This is a genomic window from Streptomyces sp. NPDC007896 (genome assembly GCF_042959425.1).
GTDB lineage: Bacteria > Actinomycetota > Actinomycetes > Streptomycetales > Streptomycetaceae > Streptomyces.
Genome location: NZ_JBIBKX010000008.1, coordinates 48,065 through 63,979, shown reverse-complemented (window position 1 = coordinate 63,979; position 15,915 = coordinate 48,065). Strand labels below are relative to the sequence as shown.

Sequence of the window (15,915 nt, the reverse complement as noted above, 5' to 3'; positions counted from 1 at the left end):
AGTTTCCGTCTTTTCTCCATGTTCGCGCTCGGTGGGGGAAAATCTGTCTCATGGATGCCCTGGACCGGAAGATTCTTACCGAGCTGCAGCTCGATGGCCGTCTGACGGTGACCGAGCTGGCCGCCCGGGTGAAGCTGAGTGTCTCGCCCTGCCACCGCCGCCTGCGTGACCTCGAACGAGAGGGCGCGATTCGCGGCTACCGTGCGGTCGTCGACCCGGCCGCCGTCGGTCTCCACTTCGAAGCCCTGGTCTTCGCAACCCTGCGCTGGGAGGACCGTGACACCGTCTCCGCGTTCGAGGAGGCCGTGGCCGCCGTTCCGCACGTCATCCAGGCGCAGCGCCTGTTCGGTGAGCCCGACTACCTCCTGCGCGTCGCCACCGCCGACCTGGCCGCCTTCCAGCAGCTGTACGATCAGCGGCTGGCCACCCTGCCGGGCGTCCAGCGACTGACCTCCACCCTGGTCATGAAGCACGTCGTTGATGACCGCCCACTGCCCGAGTAGGCCATGTCTTGTGTCCGGGAGTGCGGCCGTCAGAGCGCGGCTGGGGCGGTCGCCGGCCGGTCGAGCATGAAGCGGCCGGCCCGGTCCAGTGCCGCGTCCGCTTCGTCGAGCGAACCGGTGAACGACTGGAAGACGTGTGGCACGTCGGCGGTGACGTCGAGGATCACATCGACACCGGCGGCAGCCGCCCGCGTCGCCAGTCGGGTCGAGTCGTCGAGCAGCACCTCGTTCGACCCGGCCTGCAGCGGCAGTGGCGGCAGCCCGCCACGGCTGGCCGGACTCGTTCTGGCGCTACGCGAAGGTCATCCCCCTCCTCCCCGGCCCCGACGCACACGGCGCCGACCCCGCCGCCCCGACATGCCGGGCTACGGGTACTCCGACAGCCCCACCGGCCTGCCCCTCGACGTGACCTGCTCCCTCGGGCTCGGCCACCCCGACCGGGTCGCGGCCGTCCACCACGCCGATGCGGGCGTGCTCGTCTTCACCAGCGACCAGCCGACCCGGCGGACCTCGCGCCCGAGGAGCGCGCGTGGATCGAGGGCGCAGGGGCCTGGGGAGCGACCGAGGGCGCCCACGCCGCCATGCACCGTACGAGCCCCAGACCGCCGCCTTCCGTCTCACCGACAAGACAGTCGGGTGCGCCTCGTCGCCATCACGGAGGCCGGGCGCGAGCTGGTGGCCGAGCGTCGGCGAGCGCAGTGTGCCCGGGTGGACGACCTGCTGGCCGCGTTGCCCGAGCTGGGCGTGCAAGCGCTGCTCGAAGCCATGCGTACGGTCCTGCCCATCGTCCAGCGGATGGTCCAAGCCGCCCCGCAACGTTGCGTTCCCGGCGGCGGGTCAGCCCCCTGAACCTCCGGGCGGCGCTCTAGGTACTGGCACGCCGTCGGCAGAGACACCGGACTACCCCATGACCCGGCGGCCGGCTGCCCGTTCGACCCGCTGCCGGCCGATCCGCGGATCAGCGCGGCGCCACCCTCGGCCGCCTGGGCGACATGAGGGCGACGTCGGGCTAGGGCCTGTCCGGCGGATCAGGTCGGAGGGAAGTAGCGGCGCCTCATAAGCGCAGATGGGCGTGCCAGACCCCGCGTCTCCGGCATGATCCGCCGGACAGGCCCTAGCGGTGTGCGAGGCCGTCGATCATGAGGGCGAGGGTGAAGTCGAACCGGTCGTGGCCCTCGCCGGCGGTGAGTTCGGCCGCGTAGCGGGTGGTGTGGGGGAAGGTCTCGGCAGGCAGTGCGGTCAGTCGGCGCTGGAGCTCGTCGGTGTCGACGACCCAGTCCGCCTCGTTGTGGACCTTGCGCTGCTTCACGATGGAGATCTCCAGGCAGTAGCCGGCCACGTACAGCAAGAGGGCGTCGATGGCCCATGCGGCGGCCTGTGGGGCCACGCCGCCGGCGAGCAGGATCGCCAGCATTCCTTCGCTGACGCGCACGGTCTCGAGGTCGGTGGGGGCCATGGCGAGCGCGGCGCGGGAGATTCCGGGGTATTTCAGGTACTGGTCGCGTATCTGGGTGCACACGCTGCGGATCTGCTCCCGCCAGACTGCGGGGTCGGGCTCGGGTAGTACGAGCTCGGCGCACAGCCGCGCGATGAGCAGTTCGTCGAGGTCGGCCTTGTTGACCACGTGGGCGTAGAGCGAGGCGGGTCCGGTGTCGAGTGCGCCGGCCAGTCGGCGCATGGTCAATGCCTCGTAGCCCTCTGTGGCGATGACGCCCAGCGCGGTGTCGATGACCTGCGGCACGGTGATCGGGGCCGTGCGCCGCCGCGGCCTGGGGGCGGCTTCGGCCTCGGGGTTCGGCAGCTGGTGGCGCGCCGCGCGTCGCTCTCTCGGATTCACCCCACCACTATAACTTGACACGAACGCTGTTCGTGCATAGAACACTGTTCGTGAACATCGATGTGAACCAGAATGTGGACGTGACCGTGGTCGGAGCCGGGCCGGTGGGCCTCGTACTCGCCGCCGAGCTGGCGCTCGCCGGGGCGACGGTGCAGGTACTCGAACGGCGGGCCGAGCCGGACGAAGCGATGAAGGCGCAGTCGATCAACATGCCGACGGCCGAGGCACTGGACCGCCGCGGCCTGCTGCCCGCCGCCGAAAAGGTGCAGCGAGAGATACTCGAGCGGATGGGATCGTTCGCCCGCATGGTCGGCGACCGGACGCCCGGTGAGGGCCGGCGGGCGCCCGACTCGCGGTTCACCGGGCACTTCGCGGGAATGATCCTCGACGCCGACCTCGTGGACTGGTCCGATCCCGACTTCGCCGCGCACACAGCGGCCGCCGGAGCGCGGATGGTGCCGCAGCGTGAGCTGGAGGCGCTGCTCGCCGAACACGTCGCGCGACTCGGCGTACCGGTGCGTCGCGGGGTGGAGGTCACCGCGCTCGAAGACACCGGCGACGGCGTGCTCGTCGGCACTACCGCCGGCCCGGTGCGCACCGGGTGGCTGCTCGGGTGCGACGGCGGGCACAGCGCCGTACGCCGCCTCGCGGGCATCGACTTCCCCGGCACCGACCCCGAACTCACCGGGTACCAGGCGGTCGTCGACATCGCCGACCCGGAGAAGCTCGCGAACGGATGGGTGTGGTCGCCCGAGGGGGTGTACCGCTGCGGGCCACAGCCTGGGCGGGTGGCCACCATGGAGTTCGACGGTCCTCCCGCCGACCTCCCCCACGCTCGGCTTCGCTCGCGCGGGGGGACCTCCATGGCACCGGTCACCCTCCAGGAGCTGCAGACCAGCCTGCGCCGGGTCTCGGGGACCGACGTCACGCTGACCGCGCTGCGCGCCACCCCGACCCGCTGGACCGACAACACCCGCCAGGCCGCGGCCTACCGGTCGGGGCGGGTGCTTCTGGCCGGCGACGCCGCACACGTGCACCCGCCGTTCGGCGGTCAGGGGCTCAATCTCGGGGTCGGCGACGCGATGAACCTCGGGTGGAAGCTCGGTGCCGTGATCGCCGGGTGGGCATCCGAAGGGCTGCTCGACACCTACGACGCCGAGCGCCGTCCCCTCGGCGTCTGGGTGCTGGACTGGACGCGGGCCCAGATCGGGGTGCTGCGCGGGGACGCCAAGTCGGCCGCGCTCCGGGAGGTCGTCGCCGATCTGCTGAGCACTCGGGCGGGTACGACCTACGCGGTCAAGAAGATCTCCGGCGTCACGCAGCGCGTCGACCTGCCGGGTGACCATCCGCTGGTCGGCCGGTTCGTCCCCGACCTGTGGCTGAGGGGCGGCTCCCGTCTGGTCGACCACGGTCATGGTGGCGGGTTCCTGCTGCTCGACCGCACTCCGGACGGCGCGTTCGCCCGGCTCGCCGCGGGCTGGGCCGGGCGAGTGAGCAGCGTGACCGACGACCACGCGACGCCGACCGGGGTGTTGGTACGCCCGGACGGGGTGGTCGTCTGGGCCTGCGACACCGCTGACGCCACCGGCATCGCCACCGTCACCGGCCTTGAAGCCGCCCTGCTCCGATGGGCCGGCGCGCCGTCGGCCTCACCCGAGCACGAGCCGGTGGGCTGAACCCCTGTCCGTGTCGACCTCAGCCGATGGGAACAACCACTCCGTCAGCCGGAGCACATCCTTTCCACGCCCCCGAACTGTCAGCCACGGGGAACCAGCCCGGGTTTCGAGGCTGCGCGGGGCCGGTTACGGCGGCGTCGGTTCGGTCGACTGCTGGTGGGTGGTGATTCCGGTGAGGATGAGGTCGATGCCGGCGAGGAACTCTGTTCGGTCGTCGTGGTCGCGTAGTTGGTCTGCGACGTTGCGGGTGAACGGGTACTCGTCAGGGTCGAGGTGTGCCCATGCGGCCGAGACGGTGTTGAGGAACTCGGTCCGGTTGGTGTCCGGTTGGTGTCCGCGGGCGTTGGCGGCGTTCTGCCCGCCCACTCCGAGGATGTAGTTCAGCAGCGCGGACGCGGCGGTGAACTGGGCGGTGTGGGGTACTCCGAGGGCCTGGACCTGGCGTCCGAGGTGTTCGAAGACCCGCAGCATGGGTGACTGCCCCGGGGCGCGGGCGAGCTGGGTGCCGATCCAAGGGTGGGCGTCGATGGCGTCGAACACGCCGAGTGCGAGGGTGCGGATCGCTTGCTGCGGCGTTGTGTCGGCGGTGTCGGCGGTCAGGGTGGTGGTGACGACGGCGTCGGTGGCGGCATGGAGGAGTTCGTCCTTGCCCGTGATATGCCAGTAGATCGCTCCGGGCCCGGTGGCGAGGCGCTCGGCCAGTGCGCGGAAGGTAAGTGCGCCCTCGCCCGCCGTGTCGAGAAGCCCGATTGCGGCCTCGACGATGCGCTGCCGTGCTCGACAAGGACGGAACCGTGCTCCTGGATGAACCCGACGACGGCACAGGCGGGCGTCCGGAGGTCCACCGCGGCGCACTTCGGCAGATTCTGCTCGACTCGCTGCCGGCCGACACGATCAAGTGGGGGCACAGGGCCGCCGCGGTCCGGCTTCTCGGGGGGCGGCCGGCACGAAGTGACGTTCGCGGACGGGGTGACCGTGGAGACCGGTCTTCTGGTCGGCGCGGACGGGGCATGGTCGCGGATCCGTCCGCTGCTGGCCGACGTAGAACCCGAGTACGTCGGCACGTCCTTCATCGAGACCTACCTGTTCGACGCCGACACCCGCCACCCGGCCGGCGCGAAGGCGGTCGGCGGCGGTGCGCTCTTCGCACTCGCACCCGGGAAGGGGATCCTCGCCCACCGGGAGCCCGGCGGCGTCCTGCACACCTATGTGGCGCTCAACAAGCCGCAGGAGTGGATCGCCGCCATCGACTTCACCGACGCGGGCGCGGCTACGGCCAGGGTCGCCGAGGAGTTCGACGGCTGGGCCCCGGAACTCACCGCGCTGATCACGGACGGCGAGACCGCTCCGGTTCCGCGGACCATCAACGCCCTGCCGATCGGACACCGGTGGGACCGAGTGCCCGGCGTGACGCTGCTCGGCGACGCCGCCCACCTGATGTCACCATTCGCCGGCGAGGGCGCCAACCTCGCCATGTACGACGGCGCCGAGCTCGGCAAGGCCATCGCCGCGCACCCGGACAACGTCGAGGCCGCGCTCACCGCGTACGAGGAAGCCCTCTTCCCGCGGAGCGCCGCTGCCGCCACCGAGGCTGCCCGAAACCACAGGCTGTGCTTCGACGACAACGCCCCACACAGCCTCATCGACCTCTTCTCCAACCACGAGCAGGCCGGGTGAACTCCGGCCGCTGCAGCGATCACGCGACAGCCCCTACGGGCACACGGGAGGAAGGAGGCGCGTGACAGGCGGGACCTGCGAGCTCTCTGGCGCTGGAGCATCTTGATCCGGTGGACATGGCCCTCCACGACGCCGGAGTTCCACGGCGGCGAGGCCAGAGCCCACAGGTGCATGGGAAGTAAGAGCGCACGCCCGGGAAGGGGTCCTCAGCGGGTACCTCGCGCCGTCTTGGGCGCGGGCCACCAGGCCGCGTCGGAGATCGGGGTCGCCGGTGAGCCGGTGAGTCGGGGGACGACGTCGGTGACCGCGGAGACCTCGCCCCTCTCGATCGCCTGGTACCACGAGATCCAGGTCTCGATCTGTTCCCCGCTCATACCCAGTCGCCACCGCCGTGCGAAGGCTTCCTCAAGGGTCTCGGGTTCGAAGCGGTAGGGCTGGCCGGTGGCCCCGGCGATCCGGGTGACCGCTTCGTCGAGGGTCAGGGCCTCGGGCCCGGTGATCTCGAGGGTCGCGCCGTCGTGCTCGGAGATGGGACCCTCGTCGAGGGCGACGGCCGTGATCACGTCGGCGATGTCCTCGTGGGTGACGAAGGCGGCCCGGCCGGTGCTCGCGGGGCCGCTCACGACGAATTCCTCGTTGGCGAGGGCGGCCGGCGTCGACGTGTAGAAGCCCGCCCGGAGTACCGTGTGGCGGATCCCGGCGCCTGCCAGGAACTGTTCGGTCAGCCACTGGTCGCGGGCGTTGGCATAGGTGGCGGTGGGCGCCGCGCCGACGAGGGACACATACAGGACCCGGTCCACACCGACCGCGAGCGCGGCCCCGACCGCGGTGGCGTGTTCCTCCAGCCGGCGCCCCGTGCGGTGTCCGGAGACCAGGATGAGGGTCGACGCGCCTTCGAGCGCCTTGCGCATGTCCGAGGCGTCGGCGTAGGCGGCCGGACCGCGTCGCTGGGCGCCTGGCAGTTCGGGCATGCGGTCGCGGTCGCGTCCGACAAGGAGTTGGGGGACGCCATGGTCGGCGAGTCGGGCCGCGATCCGGCTGCCCAGCGCCCCGGTCACCCCGGTGACCGCCACCGTGGCGTGGTTCCCCTCAGACATGGGTTTCCCTCCATCCGGAGCCGCCGCCGGTGGCGGTACCTCTGCTTCCGGTTGCGTACCTGGAAGTCGATCACGGGCGAAAGTACGACGCAAGCCGTGCAGGGGAGTTGGGGAGCGTGGCGAGTTAAGTCCACGGACCGACGGTCGACGAGATGGGGCAGCCGCAAGGGCGGGACCTTGCGACGCGCCGATGTGGACAGCCGCCTTCCCGGACCACTCGACCTCATGGCTTCTGAACGCTCGTTGCCCTCTCCATGGCCCACCTGGCCGCGGCATAGGCGATCGGCGTCCCTCCAGTCACACCCGTAGGTATTTGGCCTGCCCGTACGCCTCGTCAGCGGTGACCCACGCGAGCGGTACCCCGGCCTCGATCGCGCGCTGCAGCATCCACTTGAAGCTGCTCGACCGCAAGACGGTACGGCGCACGATCTCGATGCGGCTCGGTGAGCCGGCCGCGCTCGGCTGCACCGGCGGCTACCACGTGGTGCACCGCTACGTGGCGGCCACTCGGAACGGGACCGCGATCCCCGCCTGGACGATGCTTCCAGCCGTCGCATCGTCACCTCATACAGAGACGCAGGCGACCCCGCTGCGATTCGGCTCTGCCCGCGCCGAAGGTTCCGTTCAGCCAGTCGATCATCCGATGACGAGCGGGAGTTCCGCGGCCAACTCGCCCAGTTCGGCCTTCTCCGCGTCGGTCGGGACACGTCGTCCGGTGCCGACCAGCAGCGCGTCCTTGTCGGGCGACGACACGGGGAACGCGGCCCGGGCGATCTTCTCCAGCATCTCGCGTGACCGAGCAAGTCCCTGCGCGGGCGGTCCCGCCATGCCTGGGAGGTGCGCGAGCAGGTCGAGGTGGTGCAGCGTCCACTCCAGGACGTACGCGGAGAGGTAGTCGCCCGCGGTGAGGACCTCGTCGCGGGTGCTGACCCGCAGGCCCGGGTCGGCGAGTTCGGCGGCGCGACCGGCGGCGGAGCCGACGTCGTCCAAGTGGAACTTGAGCAGCCGCGGCTCCTCGTACGCGGAGGCCAGGCGGACGGTCAGCGCGTCGAGCGGTTCGTCACCGGTCGGCGGCGTTTCGGCGACGTCCCAGTACGTCACGGCGTCGCGCGTAGGTTCCGTTTCGGCGGGGTCACGAGGGTGATCAGGACGTCCTGTGCGTCGATGATCAGGTGGCACACCAGGTCCCGTACGAGCCAGCCGGTACAGCCGGACGGCCGGGTGAAATCCTCGTCGGGCAGCTCGGCGACCGCCGTGCGCAACGCGGTCCACGAGAGTGAGAAGAGATCCACACCGGCAAGGTGGTGCGGTGCCGGAATGGCGAGCAAGCACATGCGGACTACCCGTAAGCGGCTCCGCCGTCGGCGCCCGCCGCATCTGGTGTGCCCACACGTCACAGCGTGATCCTTGTGTCACGGGTGTACGGGCGACCGGCCGCGGAATCGGTCGACTTGGCGGCGTCTGGTCTCCCTCGAACTCGCCCTGACCACCATCGGCCCGTCCACCGACCTCTTCACGAAGCTGCTGGACGTCCATCCCGACGGGGAGGCCGAACTCGTCGCCCACTGACGTGTCCACCTGGACGCCCCGGAGCGGTGGTTGACGCTGTCCCTCGGCCACGTCGGACACCGGCTACGGCTGCACGTTCACAGCGGCGACTTCCCCGAGTTCGTCCTCCCAGGGCGTCCAGCCGTGCTTCGACGAAGGCCGGCTTCCGCCCCCGGACTCGCACCGGCGCCTGCGCGGTGCCGGCTTCGCCGGGAAGCGGCGGCTCGTCGAACCGGTGCTCGTGACGTTTCCCGCCCGGGGCACCGCGGGGAGGTGCGGGGTCAGCCCAGTTCCGTGTCCAGCCACGCCAGGACCTCGGGGGTCACGGGGTCGGTGATGTCGGCGAACTCGTCGTGCTTCTTCAGGAACTTCGCGACGTAGGGGCACACGGGAACTATCCGCATACCGAGGTCGCGCACGTCGGTGAGCGCGTGCTCGACCAACCGCGCGGCCAGGCCCTGACCGGCGAAGGCGTCGTCGACTTCCGTGTGGAAGAAGACGCGCTGCTCACCGCGATCGCGGTAGGCGGTGAGGCCGGCGCGCTTGCCGTCGACCAGGATTTCGTAGCGATGCCTGGCGTCGTTCCGCTCGACGGTCGGAGCGGCGGGAGACTCGGTCATGAGGTGCCTTTCGGGTGTGGGTCGGCGACGCGGAGGGTTGCCGCGCGGCGCGATGGTGGCATGCGGAAGAACGGGAGCGGGAAGACGGTCTCCCGGGTACCCCTCGACGGCGCCGAAGCGATCGGAGGCGTTCGCCCAGTCTTCCCGGGCGCGGACGATGTCCTCATGGCTACGGCCGATGAAGTTCCACCACATGACGATCTCCTCCTCGAACGGGGTTCCGCCGAGCAGTACGGTGCGAGCCGGGTCGTCGGACTCGTTCACCAACGTCAGAGCGGCGGTTCCGGCCGGGGCGTAACCCAGCTCCGCCGGACGCAGCAAGGTGTCCGCCAAGCGGACGTCTCCGTGGTCGACGAGCAGCCCGTGCTCGAAGCTGGGGTCCACGGCGAACGTGACCGTCGCGCGCGGCTCGAGGACGATCTCAGCGCCGAGGAGGGGTGTGAAGGTGCGCACCGGGGACTCTCGACCGGCGAGGGAGCCCAGGAAGACCCTGATCTCGGCCCCGTCGATCCGTAGGGACTCGGGTACGTAGTGCTGGAAGTCCCGCTCGGCGTGCAGGTGTTCCTCGGGCAGCGCCACCCACAGCTGGACGCCGTGCAGGACCGTGGTGCCCGGGGTGGACACCTCCGAGTGGCTGATGCCGTGCCCGCCCGTCATGAGGTTCAGCTCGCCGGGCCGTACGTACGCGTGGCTGCCGAGGCTGTCGCGGTGCTCGATCTCCCCGCTGAACAGCCAGCTCACCGTCTGCAGTCCGGTGTGCGGATGCGGGGCGACGTCCATGCCGCCCGTCTCGGCGATGTCGTCGGGACCGTAGTGGTCGGCGAAGCACCATGCTCCGATCAGGGTCCGCGCGCGCTGCGGCAGCGTGCGCCGCACGGTCATCGCCCGCGGGCCGCCCAGGGGTACGTCACGTGGGGAGAGGACGTCGACATCGCTCACCGGGGACCGCCTTCCGTCACCATGATAGTTTCAGATTCAACAATGATACTCGCAGCATAGTAGGACGGAGTCCGGGGTTGAGCAGCCACGCGACAGGAACAGCGACGCAGCGGATCTTCATCGACAAGCAGAGCCCGAAGGCCTACCACGCACTGGTCCAGACGTCGGAAGCGGTGCGCGCGACTGCCGCCGACGCGGGACTCGACCGGACCGTGGTGGAGCTGATCAACCTCCGCGTGTCGCAGATCAACGGCTGTGCGTACTGCCTCAACGTGCACACCCGGGCCGCCCTGCGTGCGGGCGAGACGGCGCAGCGCCTCGGAGTACTGGCCGCCTGGCGGGACACCGAGCTGTTCACTCCCGCGGAACGCGCGGCCCTCGCGCTGGCGGAGGCGACGACCGAACCGACCGACGCGGCGGCGCAGGAAACCGCCTGGGAGGCCGCCCGTGACGCCCTCACCGACGACCAGATCTCCGCGGTGATCTGGGTGGCGATCACCATCAACGCGTTCAACCGGGTCTCGATCATGAGCAAGCACCCGGTGCGTTCGGAGCGCTGATCCCGCCGGGGGAGCGGGGGCGGTTGTCCGGGTGTGGAAAGGTACGGATCGGACGGGGTCGTCGAGGTCCCGGCCGTCGAGTGGTCGAGTGGTCGAGTCGTCAAGTGGTCGAGCGCGAGCAGGGGGCGGCCGCCCGGCGGGGCCGCGCGGGGCCGCCCCGGGGCCCGCACGGACTGCGACAGCGTCACAGTCCGGTCGCCATCGGGGCGTCACTTCGTCAGGATGCCGTGCAGCAACAGGTCGATGAGGGCCCGGTCCAGGTCCTGGGCGGGAAGCCTGGTCGCCACACGTGCCCCGGCCAGCATGTTCCTGTCGTCTGCGTTCATGTCTCCAATATGGCGTGAGCGGTGGCCACAGGGACGGAGGCGGCAGGCACGTGGCGGCCCCATCGAAAGAGCGGTGCCCCTGGAGCAGCAGAACCCGTGAACAGCCCTGAAAGTCGCAGGTACGCAACAGGTGGCAGCGAGTGGGTGCACGTGGTGACGATGCTGGGCGAGGAAGCGTGACGCGACGCCGTCATCGTCGGCCTCACCCTGCCATGGAGCTCCGGAGTCGTCGGAGGCCACGTTAACCGGATCAAGAAGCTGAAGCGCCAGATGTTCGGCCGAACAGGCTTCACCCTTCTGCGCAAGCGGGTCCTGCGCGCCTGACATTCCCAGCGAATGAGTCATCCAGATCAAGGCTGGCGTACCACTGAGTTGTGTTCATCTTGAACGTGCAGGTCACGGGGGTGGCTTGGGTGGGTGAGGTCATGCTCGTGCTGGTCGGCGGCGGCTGTCTGCGGTGAAGATCGTCGGTCAGCGGGCGATCTCGTGCCAGTTGTGGACCATCAGCGCGCGGACGAGCCGGGTGGCCCACTTCACGTCGAGGCGGAGCCGGGTCAGTACGCGCCAGTTGTTCAGGTGTGCGAAGGCGTGTTCGCAGACGGCTCGTTCTGCGGCGATCAGCTGGTTGACCTGCTTCTTCGAGGGCGGGAGCTTCTTGCCCTTGGGCTTGTTGCAGCCGGTGATGACCGCCGGGTCGCTGCTGTCGTCGCTGTCGTCACCACCACCGTCGAGGCCGACGAAGCCGAGGTCGGCGATCGCGGTGAGGCCGGCCGAGCGGAGTCGGCCGACCAGGTCGTCGTGGCGGCAGGCGGTGATCTCCGAGCCGCGCGCGGGTCGGGCGGTGGAAGTCCACAACAGCCGTGCTCAGCCAGGTGGCGGGTGAAGTCGGTGATCGTTTCTGCGGCAGTGGAGCGGTGGGCGTGGTCATCTGGTGGTCTTCCGGAAAGGGCTGCCGCGGTGAAGCGCGTCATTTCTCGGCTGGGGTGGGGGCTCGGGGAAGGCGCAGCTGGAAGCATGCTCCGAGGGTCCGAGGGGTGAGGGTGAGGGTGCCTCGGTGGCGGTGGGCCAGGTCGCGGGCGATGGCGAGGCCCAGGCCGGTGCCGCCGTGGTCGCGGGAGCGGGCGTCGTCGAGCCGGACGAAGCGTTCGAAGATGCGCTCGGCGTCCTCGGTGGGCACGCCCGGTCCGTCGTCGTGCACCGTGAGGACGACCCAGGCGTCCTGGTTTCGGATGGTGATCTGGATGCGGTGTGCGGCGTGGCGGGCCGCGTTGTCGATGAGGTTGCGCAGCAGCCGTTCGTATTCGTCGAGGTTTCCGTGTGCGTGCGCGGGGGCGCTGCTGTCGCAGGTGAGGGTCAACGGTCGTTCGGTGAGGGGATATTGCTCGGTCAGCCGAGAGGCGAGGGCTGTCAGGTCGACGGTTTCGGGGCCGGCTGTGGGGGTGCGGGTGTCGAGGCGGGCGAGGAGCAGCAGGTCTTCGGCGAGGGCGTGGAGGCGGCGGGTCTGTCGTGCGGCGGTGGTGGCCGCGGCGGGCCAGTCGGTGCGTTCCGGGTAGGCGAGCGCGACTTCCAGGCTGGCCAGCAGTGTGGTGAGGGGGCTGCGTAGTTCGTGGGCGGCGTCCGCGACGAAGCGGCGTTGCTGGGCGGCGGCGTTGTCGAGGCGTTGGAGGGTGGTGTTGATGGTGGTGGCCAGGGCGGTGATCTCGTGTCCCGTGGCGGGGACGGTGACGCGTTCGCGGGGGTCGCTCGCGGTGACCGAGGCGGTGAGGACGCGGATGGCTTCGACCGGCCGCAGTGCGATTCGGACGGCGAAGTAGGCGACGGCGGCGATCAGTACGAGGCTGACGAGCCCGGCCCGCAGCAGCAGGCGGTCGGTGGTCTTGGTGATTGCCTCGGCTGTGTGCGGGAGCACCACCGCATAGATCCGCAGCTTGGCGTCGGCGGCGACGCCCAGAGCGGCGACTTTGTCGCTGCTGAGTTCATCGGCGCTGATATCGGTGGACATGACCATGTAGGTCCCGCCGGCCATATCGACATTGAATCTGTACCTGGGGTTGTCGTCGCGGCGCACCGGCATGCGGATGGGACGGATCGTCAAGCCCCCGGGCTCCGTGGCCTCCGATGGGGCGGGCAGCACATGGCGGGTGCCGGGATCGAAGTCTTCCATGCTTCCGCCGTAGGCGACAGCGGTGCGTCGGCCGGTCGCGACGACCTCGTACGGCACGGCGCTTCTGCGAACGGGAACCACACCCTCGTTCAGCTGATCAGCGAGAGCCCAGAGCTGCATCTCGGCTTGTTTTTCGGCGATCTGCGTGCTCTCGCGGTAGACGTCGCGGTGTACCCACCAGCCGATGCCGACCAGGATGACGGCGGCGGTCGAGGCGGCGGCCAGGGCCGCGCGGGCTCGTACCGAACGCGGCCACCAGCGGCGTTGCGGCTCAGTCGCGTTCACGGTCGTCCACCAGCCGGTAGCCGGTACCTCGTACGGTCTGCAGGGACTGCCGGTGGAACGCGGCGTCCACCTTCTTGCGGAGGGCGCTGACGCGCGCCTCCACCAGATTGGGATCCCGGGCTTCGTCGGGCCACGCGTGATAGAGCAGATCCGTTTTGGAGACCGCCTGGCCCGCCCGGCGGGCCAGCAGCTCCAGCACCGCGAACTCCCTGGGCGTGAGTTCCACCCGGACCCCGGCCCGGCGGCAGACCCGGCCGGCGACATCCAACGAGAGGTCGCCCACGGCAAGGACGGGCGGGGCGACCGTGGCGGCTCGTCTGACCAGGGCCCGCAGCCGTGCGACGAGCACCATGTAGGAGAAGGGTTTGGCCAGGTAGTCATCGGCCCCCGTGTCCAGGGCCTCTGCCTGATCCCACTCCCCGTCCTTGGCGGTGAGTACCAGGATGGGGGTCGCGTTGCCCTCCCGGCGCAGCTGGGCGCAGACCTTGTAGCCGTTGAGTCCGGGCAGCATCAAGTCCAGTACGACAAGGGCGTATTCGCCGGTCCGGGCCATCCACAGTCCCTGCCGGCCGTCATGGGCGAGGTCGACGCTGTAGCCCTCAGCGGTCAGACCGGTGTGCAGGGTGTGGGCAAGGTCCACCTCGTCTTCGACCACCAGGATGCGCATGTGGTGCAGCCTCGCACAGCGCCGGCCCGCCTTCCTGATCGGCCGGTCAGGTTGGGTCAGCATCCGGTCAATGAGGTCCGGGCACGCTGGCGGAACGTCTTCGCCACTGCTGAAAGGCCCTGTCGCCGATGTCCGTTGCTGAACGTGGCCCCGCCGTGGCCAGGACGGCTTCCCTTCCCGTACCCGCCCGTCGACAATCACCGAGCCCGGCCGAAGCCGTTGTCGTCATCGCGCCCTTGCCGCTGACCATCGCTCTAGGCCTCTGGGGTATCAGCAGGAAGAACACTATGTGGGGGGACGAGTCCGTCACCTATCAGCTCGCACACCGCGATCTTTCGCAGATATGGCTCACCGCCCAGCATGTTGATCTGGTCCATGCCCTCTACTACGCCGTGATGCATGAGATCTTCGGTCTCTTCGGCGGAGGGCTGCTGACTTTGCGGCTGCCGTCTGTGCTGGCGATGTCCGTGGCGGCGAGCGGAGTCGGGCTTCTGGCGCTACGCCTGGCGGGACCCCGTGCCGGGCTGCTGGCCGGGCTGGTGTTCCCGCTCCTTCCCCAGGTACAGAAGTACGCGCAGGAAGGCCGCTCGTATGCCATGGTCTGTGCCCTGGTCACCTGGGCCTCCTATGCGCTCGTGGTCAGCGTCCCGCATCGCGCCCGGTGGCGGTGGGCGGTCTATGGCTCCACCATGCTGCTGGCCTGTCTGCTCCATGAGTTCGCGGTCCTCGCCTTGGTTGCACACGGCGTCACGCTGGTCGTCTCCCGTGTCCCACGACCGGTGCTGAGGGCGTGGAGTGTGACTGCCGCGGGCGTTGTGGCCGGGCTGTTGCCGCTGGCGATCTGTAGTGCGGGGCAGTCGGGGCAGGTGTCCTGGATCGGCGGACCGGTGCGGCTTCGTTATTTCCTGGTTGTGGCGGTCGTGGGCGTGGTGTGTGCCCGAGCGCCCCTGGGGGTGAGGGGACCCGTGCGGCTTTCCGTGCTGGCTGTGCCGATTCTTGTGCTTCCGGGCCTTCTGCTGCTCATCGCCTCACTGGTCAAGCCCCTTTTCGTCGACCGGTATGTGCTCTACAGCAATATCGGAATCGCCTTGCTGCTGGGCGCCTGGATGGATTACTTCCACCGGCGGCAGCAGTCATCCCGCAACGCTTGCATCGCGGCGGTTGCCGTACTGGCCGCGCTCGTCCCGCCGAGCCTTTCGCTGAGGACGCCCCAGAGCCGGAGCAATGACGTCACCGCCATCGGCGCCACCGTGCGCAAGGATGGCCGTCCCGGCGACGGGCTGCTCTATCTCTCCGGCCAGCACCGGATCTTGACCGCGGCCAACCCCGAGGACACCCGTTTCCTGACGGATCTGGCCCTGGCACAGGACCCCGTTTCGTCGAACACACTTGCAGGTGTCGAGCTTCCCGCCCAGGACATTGCGGCACGCATGCTGGAATTCGACCGGATCGTCGCGGTCCGCGCGGCGGGTGCGCACTCGCCGACCAACCCGCAGGAGGAAGCGAAAACAAACACCCTGCGGCGCCACTTCCGCGAGTACGGAACAACCCGTGTCAACGGGGCGCGAGTCACCGTCTACGTCCGAGACCACGACCCGTCTCCGAAGGCCGATCCTGGATCCAGTAGCCCGGGAGAGAGCGGTGGGGTGATGAGGTGACCGCGGGTGGTGCCGGCCCGGCCGGCACCACCCGCCGTCACGCTGTCTCGACCCGGAGCCGCAGACCTTGACTTGCCGGTCGCTGCTGCCGTGGGAGGCTGTGGCTGTTCTGTGCCGCTGCCCAACTCATCGCGATCGCACGCCAACGGCGCCTGCGACTCGCCCGCCACTGGCCATGGACGGAAAAGATCACCGACACGATCAGTCGGCTCGGCACCTTCCCGGACCCAGGCTGACCGACAACAGCCCGGGGAGATCCGCGACGTCGGGGATGTCGGCGATGTCGATCTCCTCGAACCCAGACGAGCAGCAGAGCCACCGACCGGACCGTGGCAACCGGCGCCCACCCGATGCGACG

At 69.7% G+C, this 15,915-nt stretch carries 15 protein-coding genes and 3 pseudogenes; 7 read left to right on the top strand and 11 right to left on the bottom strand.

The window, feature by feature from the left end:
• Window positions 1-50 precede the first annotated feature (50 nt).
• Window positions 51-503: an Lrp/AsnC family transcriptional regulator gene (locus tag ACFZDJ_RS25535; protein ID WP_101403125.1), complete on the top strand. Its 453-nt coding sequence runs from the start codon at window positions 51-53 to the stop codon at window positions 501-503.
• 29 nt (window positions 504-532) lie between these two features.
• On the opposite strand, the gene ACFZDJ_RS25530 is transcribed toward ACFZDJ_RS25535, so the two are convergent.
• Entirely contained in the window at window positions 533-727 is a 195-nt protein-coding gene (locus ACFZDJ_RS25530) for a hypothetical protein (RefSeq protein WP_391061846.1), read from the bottom strand.
• A 412-nt stretch (window positions 728-1,139) separates the two neighbouring features.
• Between ACFZDJ_RS25530 and ACFZDJ_RS25525 the strand changes: the two genes are divergently transcribed.
• Entirely contained in the window at window positions 1,140-1,352 is a 213-nt protein-coding gene (locus ACFZDJ_RS25525) for a hypothetical protein (RefSeq protein ID WP_391061844.1), read from the top strand.
• A 265-nt stretch (window positions 1,353-1,617) separates the two neighbouring features.
• Here the strand turns inward: ACFZDJ_RS25525 and ACFZDJ_RS25520 are convergent, their stop codons facing one another.
• The gene (locus tag ACFZDJ_RS25520) at window positions 1,618-2,340 is read right to left on the bottom strand and encodes a TetR/AcrR family transcriptional regulator (RefSeq protein WP_384916263.1); all 723 of its coding nucleotides are present in this window, start codon (window positions 2,338-2,340) and stop codon (window positions 1,618-1,620) included.
• 50 nt (window positions 2,341-2,390) lie between these two features.
• Here ACFZDJ_RS25520 and ACFZDJ_RS25515 point away from each other — a divergent pair, with 50 nt between their 5' ends.
• On the top strand, window positions 2,391-4,016 hold the full coding sequence (locus ACFZDJ_RS25515; RefSeq protein WP_391061839.1) for an FAD-dependent oxidoreductase: 1,626 nt from the start codon (window positions 2,391-2,393) through the stop codon (window positions 4,014-4,016).
• Between the two features lie 126 nt (window positions 4,017-4,142).
• Here the strand turns inward: ACFZDJ_RS25515 and ACFZDJ_RS25510 are convergent, their stop codons facing one another.
• Window positions 4,143-4,841: a TetR family transcriptional regulator gene (locus tag ACFZDJ_RS25510; RefSeq protein ID WP_391062485.1), complete on the bottom strand. Its 699-nt coding sequence runs from the start codon at window positions 4,839-4,841 to the stop codon at window positions 4,143-4,145.
• Between ACFZDJ_RS25510 and ACFZDJ_RS25505 the strand changes: the two are divergent.
• Window positions 4,784-5,693, top strand: a pseudogene (locus tag ACFZDJ_RS25505) (FAD-dependent oxidoreductase); the annotation flags it as partial. The gene ACFZDJ_RS25510 and the pseudogene ACFZDJ_RS25505 sit on opposite strands and share 58 nt — an antisense overlap.
• A gap of 206 nt (window positions 5,694-5,899) precedes the next feature.
• Here ACFZDJ_RS25505 and ACFZDJ_RS25500 read toward each other — a convergent pair.
• From ACFZDJ_RS25500 to ACFZDJ_RS25490, 3 genes and pseudogenes are all read right to left on the bottom strand, one after another.
• On the bottom strand, window positions 5,900-6,790 hold the full coding sequence (locus ACFZDJ_RS25500) for an NAD(P)H-binding protein (RefSeq protein WP_391061836.1): 891 nt from the start codon (window positions 6,788-6,790) through the stop codon (window positions 5,900-5,902).
• Window positions 6,791-7,087: 297 nt separating this feature from the next.
• The gene (locus ACFZDJ_RS25495) at window positions 7,088-7,258 is read right to left on the bottom strand and encodes a hypothetical protein (RefSeq protein WP_391061833.1); all 171 of its coding nucleotides are present in this window, start codon (window positions 7,256-7,258) and stop codon (window positions 7,088-7,090) included.
• A gap of 168 nt (window positions 7,259-7,426) precedes the next feature.
• Window positions 7,427-8,082 (bottom strand): annotated as a pseudogene (locus tag ACFZDJ_RS25490) (maleylpyruvate isomerase N-terminal domain-containing protein).
• Between the two features lie 115 nt (window positions 8,083-8,197).
• Between ACFZDJ_RS25490 and ACFZDJ_RS25485 the strand changes: the two are divergent.
• Window positions 8,198-8,359, top strand: a complete 162-nt coding sequence (locus ACFZDJ_RS25485) for a hypothetical protein (protein WP_391061830.1) — start codon at window positions 8,198-8,200, stop codon at window positions 8,357-8,359.
• 260 nt (window positions 8,360-8,619) lie between these two features.
• Here the strand turns inward: ACFZDJ_RS25485 and ACFZDJ_RS25480 are convergent, their stop codons facing one another.
• Together ACFZDJ_RS25480 and ACFZDJ_RS25475 are read right to left on the bottom strand one after the other, a co-directional pair.
• Window positions 8,620-8,958 carry a GNAT family N-acetyltransferase gene (locus ACFZDJ_RS25480; RefSeq protein WP_391062482.1) on the bottom strand — a complete coding sequence of 113 codons (339 nt, stop codon included), beginning with the start codon at window positions 8,956-8,958 and terminating at the stop codon, window positions 8,620-8,622.
• A 27-nt stretch (window positions 8,959-8,985) separates the two neighbouring features.
• A pseudogene (locus tag ACFZDJ_RS25475) lies at window positions 8,986-9,897 on the bottom strand (pirin family protein); the annotation flags it as partial.
• Window positions 9,898-9,974: 77 nt separating this feature from the next.
• Between ACFZDJ_RS25475 and ACFZDJ_RS25470 the strand changes: the two are divergent.
• Complete coding sequence (locus ACFZDJ_RS25470) at window positions 9,975-10,457, top strand: carboxymuconolactone decarboxylase family protein (protein ID WP_384916243.1); 483 nt, start codon at window positions 9,975-9,977, stop codon at window positions 10,455-10,457.
• A gap of 797 nt (window positions 10,458-11,254) precedes the next feature.
• Here the strand turns inward: ACFZDJ_RS25470 and ACFZDJ_RS25465 are convergent.
• The 3 genes from ACFZDJ_RS25465 to ACFZDJ_RS25455 all read right to left on the bottom strand — a co-directional run bounded on the left by ACFZDJ_RS25465 (window position 11,255) and on the right by ACFZDJ_RS25455 (window position 13,899).
• Window positions 11,255-11,638: a transposase family protein gene (locus tag ACFZDJ_RS25465; protein WP_391061827.1), complete on the bottom strand. Its 384-nt coding sequence runs from the start codon at window positions 11,636-11,638 to the stop codon at window positions 11,255-11,257.
• Window positions 11,639-11,750: 112 nt separating this feature from the next.
• Window positions 11,751-13,232, bottom strand: a complete 1,482-nt coding sequence (locus ACFZDJ_RS25460; RefSeq protein ID WP_391061824.1) for an ATP-binding protein — start codon at window positions 13,230-13,232, stop codon at window positions 11,751-11,753.
• Window positions 13,219-13,899 (bottom strand): response regulator, encoded by a 681-nt coding sequence (locus ACFZDJ_RS25455; protein WP_390937514.1) that lies wholly within the window; start codon window positions 13,897-13,899, stop codon window positions 13,219-13,221. The genes ACFZDJ_RS25460 and ACFZDJ_RS25455 overlap by 14 nt, the downstream gene beginning before the upstream one ends.
• Before the next feature lie 128 nt (window positions 13,900-14,027).
• Between ACFZDJ_RS25455 and ACFZDJ_RS25450 the strand changes: the two genes are divergently transcribed.
• Complete coding sequence (locus ACFZDJ_RS25450) at window positions 14,028-15,557, top strand: hypothetical protein (RefSeq protein WP_391061821.1); 1,530 nt, start codon at window positions 14,028-14,030, stop codon at window positions 15,555-15,557.
• Window positions 15,558-15,915 lie beyond the last annotated feature (358 nt).